The sequence below is a fragment of the Lacrimispora amygdalina genome (genome assembly GCF_003432035.1).
Classification (GTDB): Bacteria; Bacillota; Clostridia; order Lachnospirales; family Lachnospiraceae; genus Lacrimispora; species Lacrimispora amygdalina.
In genome coordinates this window covers 1-6,672 of sequence record NZ_QOHO01000123.1, presented here as the reverse complement: position 1 = coordinate 6,672, position 6,672 = coordinate 1, and the positions used below count along the sequence as shown (strand labels likewise).

Genomic DNA, 6,672 nt, shown 5'->3' with positions numbered 1-6,672 from the left:
ATTATACTGATTAATATTAGCAAAATTTTATCTTTTAAACATGTTTTATTTATTCACTTGGGTTTAACTATACCTATTTGTAATCCATTATTATGAATATAAACATTTAACGCCTTTACAAGGAAGTTTTTTATAGGCTCTTGAATATCTCTCGCTTCATCCGGCCAGTTAGGGATATCCAGACCTGCATTGATCAGCGACATCAATAAATTAAAATCTCCGGATGAAAATTCATTTACCATGTTCCACCAGCGTTTTGCAAGTTCTTGACCTTCTTCACCTTCTGGATTAACACCTTTTTCATAAAGCTCTCTCAATTTATCAAATACTTCTTTTACTTTCAAATTATCAGGCATCGTAAACAATTGAAATGCGAAGCTTTTTAGCTGTTCATCATTAAAATAACGTACTACAAATGCATATGGGTTGCCTCGTCTCATAGATTCCATAATAGTAATCAGGCGATCCATACTAATTTCCTGATCGGTGTTTGTTTCAGCTATCGCAGTATCAAGCATACCTACAATATTATTTAGTTGTTCAATTTGTCCTGTTAGTGCATTTCGCTGCATTGTAAATATATTTTTCAGATCGGCTGAAGTATTTAAGTCTAAAATTTTTTCATTAATTTCTTCTAAAGAAAATCCCAATGATTTAAGGAAAAGAATCTGTTCAAGGCGCAAAACATCTTCTCGCGTATACTTCCTTCTTCCGCCTTTGGTAATAATTGGTTTTAGCAAATCCTGTTCATCATAATATTGAAGCGTCCGTACAGAGACACCACCTATACGTGCTAATTCTCCGATTGCAAACAAATGTTCCTGATTAACCATGCTATTCCACCTTAATCTATCTGCATTCTATATGCCAAAAATGTGTTAGGAAACTATCTTTCTTGCCCTCCCGTCATTTTTAATATAACTTCGCGAACAGGAACTGCCTGATGGCAATATGGGCACTCGCCAATCTTGCCTGCTCTTTTCCCAATTTGCCCTATTGAGAGGCCGGGTTCTTTCTCCTTAACAGTATCCATATCTGAATAGTCTTCCGTATAATCTCCATTTTCTTTTTTGATAACAATAGAGTTAAAAGGAATACATTTGTGACAATTCGGACAGAACCCTGGCTGCTCATTTCGGGGCCAGGTAATTTCAGCCTCTCCCTGTTTTGTCTTGATAACAAATTTTTGTTTACTGTTTTCATTAAAATCATTATCTTTCATATATGTTCACCTTCCTTTTCATGCTATCTTAATTCTAATACATCACGCTACGTAACATGCAAGAGGAACTTTTTCAACTTTATACCATTATCTGATTTTGCGAGAAACCCGAAGGCAGACGAGTTATTTACCACAATATATCATTCTCTTCAACACCGGAATATATCGCATTGCAGTGATTTATAAACGCCCAATAACAATCTCCATACGACCAGTGCCACCATTCTGTTGGATAATTTGTAAATCCAGCCCGTTCCATACTATCAATCAGTATTTTGCGGTTTGCTTTCGCAGTATCACTAATATATTCAGAATAAAGATAGGTTAAATTCTCTGGTTCAACAGGAATATCATTAAACTCCGTACCCATGTCTACCTCTGTTCCGTTTTTTAATAATGTTATATCAATTGCTCCACCCGTAGGATGCCCTGCAACATCAATTGGTGCAACGTATTGACAGGTTAATTTGTAAATTTCATCATCACTCTTTAATGGATATTTTGATTTATAATCATCAAAAGCTTCCATAAACGACTTTTTCTGACGTGAGAGAGGTCTGTATGCCTCTTTTACTAAAAACTGATAACCACTTGGTAAACTATTTGCAGCTTTCTTACATTTATTAATTATTTCTTCTCGTGCATAGCAAAACAAATCAGATTTACTTGATATTTGGCTTCGAGATTCATCAATTAACACATTTTTGTGTACATTTCTTAGCGATATCATTTTCTCTTCGTTATCAATACATGTAACATTTGCAATTCTTTCATCATTTAAAAGTATCATAGTCTCCACTCTGCTCTTTCGTTATTGTAAATAGTAACACTGTATCAGTATAATATATTTGAACGTTCAGCTCAAACATAATTTTAAATGGAGGTAAAACCCTTGCAACCGCCTCTTTTATCAAAAAGAGCACTCTTTTAGGAGTGCCCTTAACCATAATCCATTGATATGCAAATGTTATTCCTTTTTCACTGGAATCCAAATTTCACTTCTATATTTCGGATTTCCAGTGTCCGGACTCTCATTCCACAAAATTTCAGGACCTTCAACTGCCTCGTATCCTGAAGATGGAAACCACTCTGAGTATATCCTGCCCCACACATTCTGAAGTGTTTCCGGGAATGGTCCAATCGATTCGAATACTGCCCAGGTACCAGAATCAATATTTCGAGGATAAGCTTTTAATTGTGTATTCTCACTTCTTGCTTCAGAAGGGAGAATGCCATGCATAGAATGAAAAGCACGGGAAAATGAATCGGCTGAATTATAGCCATATTTAACAGCTATATCAATTATTCTCAGATCCCTGTCTTTCAAATCAAGTGCTGCCAGCGTCAGTCTTCGTCTCCGAATATATTCTGATAAGCTTAAGCCTGATAAAAAGGAAAACATCCGCTTAAAATGATATTCTGAACAGTAAGCAATTTTAGAAACTTTACTATAATCAATGTCCTCTATTAAGTGCTCCTCAATGTATGACAATGCATTATTCATACTACTTAAAGTATCCATCAAACAACCTCCTTTCACCATCAATATTATCAAAGAATGTATTTATTCATCCGACAATCTGTGCACAGTATAGTCGATTGCAGATAAGGGGCAACGCAATGTTTCGTTTGCAATTAAAGTCTGACTATAAAGCCCATTCCCTGTTTCTTAAACAAACTTTACATTTGTAAGCTTTTCAGATACTTCCCAAAGCTTTGAAGCAACTGCAGCATCCTTTGCCTGCGGTGCAATTTTAGCCACTGTTGGGTACCCTCTCATCTCGTTCATTCTGGAAGGTCCGTAATATGTGCCGCCTTTTGCTTCTTTCGCAGTTGCTGCATAAAGTGATGGCCACGCTCCATGAGCTGCCGGTTGAAATAAGATCGGTCCAAATAACCTCCGAACGATACCTGACGGGCTATTCTTTCCGGCCCCATTCGGGATCAATTCTGTTCTTGATATCCCCGGATGTGCACCCATGCTGCTAATCCCCCAGCCGGCTGCATCACTTCGCCTTTGTAGTTCAAATGCAAACATTAAGCACGCCAGCTTTGACTGTGAATAGCTTACCATTGGTTTGTAATTGTGCTCCGCTTGTAAATCATCAAAGTTTACTGCTCCCTGAAGATGAGCAATACTACTCAAAGTGACCACCCGGGGCTTGTTTCCTTTCTGTAAAAGGGGGAGCAGCTGTGCTGTTAATGCAAAATGTCCAAGATAATTTGTGCCTATTTGAAGCTCGAATCCATCTTTTGTAACCTTGCGCTTAGGTGGATTCATTACTGCCGCATTGTTGATTAATATATCCAGACTTTTGCGTTGTGCCCTTGTTCGTTCGCCAAATGCTTCTATTGATGCCAGATCCGCCAGATCGAGTTTTTCAAAACGTATATTTCCAGCTGGAATCAATTTTTTAATTTTTTTTATGGCTTCGTCACCCTTCTCTGTATTTCGACCCGCCATAATAACTTCGGCTCCCGCCCTAGTCATCTCCAATGCTGTTTCGTAGCCAATCCCACCGGTTCCTGTAATAACAACCGAACGACCCTTTTGTGATGGAATATCTGCTGAGGTCCAATTACTCTTCATATTTTCTGCCATTCTTAACACTCCTTTTATTTTATAGTTTTCTAAGAATCATCATTTATAATCTAATCGCTTTGCCTTCTGATTGCTCTCATTTTATAAGACCGAATTTAATCATACTATTGATCGAAGCAAGAATAGCTTCCTCGTTATTTGAAAACGGCGTCCAACCCAAAATTTTCTTCGCTTTTTTATTACTCACATTGCGGCTCATCCTTAAAAGCAGAACTCCCTCTTTTGCCTGCTTATTAAATAGGGCTCCTGAATAAATAACCCAATTAGGTAATGTCTTTGCAGAAACTTTTTTTGCAACATTGGGTTTTTTATTTTTTAACAATGCTGCAATTTCGGGCATGGATATCTGACCGTCTGCTGATGCTATAAAGCGTTGTCCATTTGCGTCAGGATTTGTCATTGCACGAATATGCAGATCAGCCACGTCCCGAACATCTACAACATTTAAAGGAATATTTGGAATAGCTTTCATTGAGCCGTCCAATAAATGTTCCAGAATCCCAAAACTACCTGAGACATGAGAACTTAAAGAAGGTCCCAATATAGCGACGGGATTTATGGTAACAAATTCTAAATTACCTCCTTCTTTCTTAATGAACTCCCAAGCGGCACGTTCTGCCAATAATTTTGATTTTTCGTAAGCCGATAAGCCTTTTTCATCTGGATCTGTCCAATCTGCCTCTGTTGTAGCTGTATTCGGATTTTTATTGCTGAATCCAACCGCACCAAAATTAGAAGTCATTACAACACGTTTTACACCTGCATTTCCAGCTGCTTTTAGTATACGAACTATACCCTCCACAGCAGGCCGTACCGCTTCCTTTTCATCTTTTGGTATCGTCATAAAGACAGGTGATGCCACGCTTAAAACGTAGTCACAACCTTTCATGGCTTCGTCCCAATTATCATCCTTTGATAAATCTGCTTCAAAAAATACAAGATTGTCAAAGGCCGTGATACCGTTAGATTTTAGCGTATCAATTACTTTGTCTTTACTGCTTATCGAGCGAAGCGATACTTTTACATTATAACCTTTTTGTAATAATTGGAGAATTATATGCACACCGACAAAGCCTGCACCAGTTACTAAAACTGTTTTTAACATATCTTTTACCACCCTCTTGTATATTAACCACTTGAAAATTAATCTCTTTTGATTTATACTCATCTTAAAACCTAGAGTTATATCTATGTCAAGTGCTATTTAAATATATTTTTGTTAAATTTTCTAAAATAATTATTTAGAGGAGACTTTAAAATGACTTATACGATTAAAGATGTAGCAAAAATAACAGGACTTTCCATATTTACAATTCGTTTTTATGATAAAGAAGGTCTCCTGCCATTTGTATCGAGAAATAAGTCTGGAATCAGAGAATTTACCGAATCAGATATAAATCAGATTAAGACAATTTGCTGTCTAAAGAATACCGGAATGCAAATCAAAGATATAAAAAAGTATATCGATTTTTGTATGGAAGGTGCCAGTACTATAGATTCGCGAAAAAAATTATTTCTGGAGCACCGAAATAAAATCATAAACCAAATAAATGCTCTTACTGAGAATCTTAAACTTATTGATTTAAAACTTGAAATTTATACTTCGCCTAATGCTGTCGAAATCATAAATGAACAAATAAGAATCGTGAATGATGAAAAACGCGAGAATTGTCTGCCAAGCCGTTATACCCAAATTACACCCAGTCCTTCTTTGTAAATCTCTTACTGGAAATTAAAATTAGTTTTTTTGAGTAATATATATCTATAATATTTGCCTGCTGTAACTAGATATTTCATTATATTGAACCTGAATTCTGTCAAAACAATCTTGTATTGTATTTTTACTTAATCCAGATAATGCTGCTTCCACGTCGTTGGCAAAATCTTTTGGGATAAATGCTTCTTTTTGCATTAGTAATCGCCCCAAACTGCCTTTCTCATTAAGAATATACATTCCATTTATGGCATACAGAACTTGCAGTAAGCTGACTGCACACCGAAACAATGAACCGGCAGCATATAGAACATCTCCTTTTCCAATTGCCTTCGTACCACACTGTTTTGAAAACTCACATTCCCATAAGAATTTTTCTATTGCAGCTTTCTGGTAGCTTTTAGGTAATTCTATCAGCCTTTTTCTCTGTTCTGAGATAAGTCTGTTATTGATGCTCAAAATTTTGCAATATGCGACCTCTCCCAAATAAATAGAATTCACAAACCCAAACGGATGACCGCATTGATAGTCAATGGAGATTTTTCCATCAATACAATCATCAATTACTGTAATAACTTTTTGGGTATTCCTGAAAAGAATATCTACGGCAATACCATCAATTTTCAACCAGCCTCCGCCGTTAATCCACGGGCCCCATTGGCCTGGATCGGTTATAATATTTATTCGGTGTTCATCATCAAGCGAGACAGCCTTTTGTCTGAATGATGTAAGGTCAAATGACGCCTCATCATAGTATATTCCTATATCTATATCAGAATCTTTATTTGCCGTACCCGTAGCGCGGGAACCACCCAAAACGATGGCATCAATCCCGGCAACTCCGTCAAAGGCGTGTATGATCTGTGTTAATATGTTTTCTATTTTATTAGTCATATAAATTTCTCCTGCTCTGTATTTTCTATCCCTAATTCAAAGCCGTTATTTGTGGGAGGAGGCAAACTATTTATTCGATTAAATAGATTCATTAATAAAATTTTTCGGTACTGCTTCTGTTGCTTTATCAATAAAAGCAGCAACTTTACTGGAACTTTCCTTCATACCACTATTAACCCGATCTATATTTTTTACTTCCTTTTTCCATTTTTCAATATTAAAATCATGGCTGATATAAAT

The 6,672-nt window shown here is 36.5% G+C and carries 8 protein-coding genes; 1 reads left to right on the top strand and 7 read right to left on the bottom strand.

Annotation, left to right across the window (positions count from 1 at the left end; genetic code table 11):
• Positions 1-53: 53 nt before the first annotated feature.
• The 6 genes from DS742_RS27620 to DS742_RS27595 all read right to left on the bottom strand — a co-directional run bounded on the left by DS742_RS27620 (position 54) and on the right by DS742_RS27595 (position 4,929).
• Entirely contained in the window at positions 54-833 is a 780-nt protein-coding gene (locus DS742_RS27620; protein ID WP_117420119.1) for a MerR family transcriptional regulator, read from the bottom strand.
• Positions 834-886: 53 nt separating this feature from the next.
• On the bottom strand, positions 887-1,222 hold the full coding sequence (locus DS742_RS27615; RefSeq protein ID WP_117420118.1) for a hypothetical protein: 336 nt from the start codon (positions 1,220-1,222) through the stop codon (positions 887-889).
• A 127-nt stretch (positions 1,223-1,349) separates the two neighbouring features.
• Positions 1,350-2,012, bottom strand: coding sequence for a M15 family metallopeptidase (locus DS742_RS27610; protein WP_117420117.1), 663 nt, complete (start codon positions 2,010-2,012; stop codon positions 1,350-1,352).
• Between the two features lie 177 nt (positions 2,013-2,189).
• Positions 2,190-2,744, bottom strand: coding sequence for an AraC family transcriptional regulator (locus DS742_RS27605; protein ID WP_117420116.1), 555 nt, complete (start codon positions 2,742-2,744; stop codon positions 2,190-2,192).
• A 147-nt stretch (positions 2,745-2,891) separates the two neighbouring features.
• Positions 2,892-3,824 carry an oxidoreductase gene (locus DS742_RS27600; protein WP_117420115.1) on the bottom strand — a complete coding sequence of 311 codons (933 nt, stop codon included), beginning with the start codon at positions 3,822-3,824 and terminating at the stop codon, positions 2,892-2,894.
• Between the two features lie 76 nt (positions 3,825-3,900).
• On the bottom strand, positions 3,901-4,929 hold the full coding sequence (locus tag DS742_RS27595; protein WP_117420114.1) for an SDR family oxidoreductase: 1,029 nt from the start codon (positions 4,927-4,929) through the stop codon (positions 3,901-3,903).
• A 153-nt stretch (positions 4,930-5,082) separates the two neighbouring features.
• Between DS742_RS27595 and DS742_RS27590 the strand changes: the two genes are divergently transcribed.
• On the top strand, positions 5,083-5,541 hold the full coding sequence (locus DS742_RS27590) for a MerR family transcriptional regulator (protein ID WP_117420113.1): 459 nt from the start codon (positions 5,083-5,085) through the stop codon (positions 5,539-5,541).
• A 45-nt stretch (positions 5,542-5,586) separates the two neighbouring features.
• Here the strand turns inward: DS742_RS27590 and DS742_RS27585 are convergent, their stop codons facing one another.
• Entirely contained in the window at positions 5,587-6,432 is an 846-nt protein-coding gene (locus DS742_RS27585) for a nucleotidyltransferase domain-containing protein (RefSeq protein ID WP_117420112.1), read from the bottom strand.
• Positions 6,433-6,672 lie beyond the last annotated feature (240 nt).

Excerpts from the sequence above, each read along its gene's own strand:
- DS742_RS27620 (WP_117420119.1), bottom strand. The coding sequence starts at position 833 with ATGGTTAATCAGGAACATTTGTTTGCAATCGGAGAATTAGCACGTATA.
- DS742_RS27615 (WP_117420118.1), bottom strand. The coding sequence starts at position 1,222 with ATGAAAGATAATGATTTTAATGAAAACAGTAAACAAAAATTTGTTATC.
- DS742_RS27610 (WP_117420117.1), bottom strand. The coding sequence starts at position 2,012 with ATGATACTTTTAAATGATGAAAGAATTGCAAATGTTACATGTATTGAT.
- DS742_RS27605 (WP_117420116.1), bottom strand. The coding sequence starts at position 2,744 with ATGGATACTTTAAGTAGTATGAATAATGCATTGTCATACATTGAGGAG.
- DS742_RS27600 (WP_117420115.1), bottom strand. The coding sequence starts at position 3,824 with ATGGCAGAAAATATGAAGAGTAATTGGACCTCAGCAGATATTCCATCA.
- DS742_RS27595 (WP_117420114.1), bottom strand. The coding sequence starts at position 4,929 with ATGTTAAAAACAGTTTTAGTAACTGGTGCAGGCTTTGTCGGTGTGCAT.
- DS742_RS27590 (WP_117420113.1), top strand. The coding sequence starts at position 5,083 with ATGACTTATACGATTAAAGATGTAGCAAAAATAACAGGACTTTCCATA.
- DS742_RS27585 (WP_117420112.1), bottom strand. The coding sequence starts at position 6,432 with ATGACTAATAAAATAGAAAACATATTAACACAGATCATACACGCCTTT.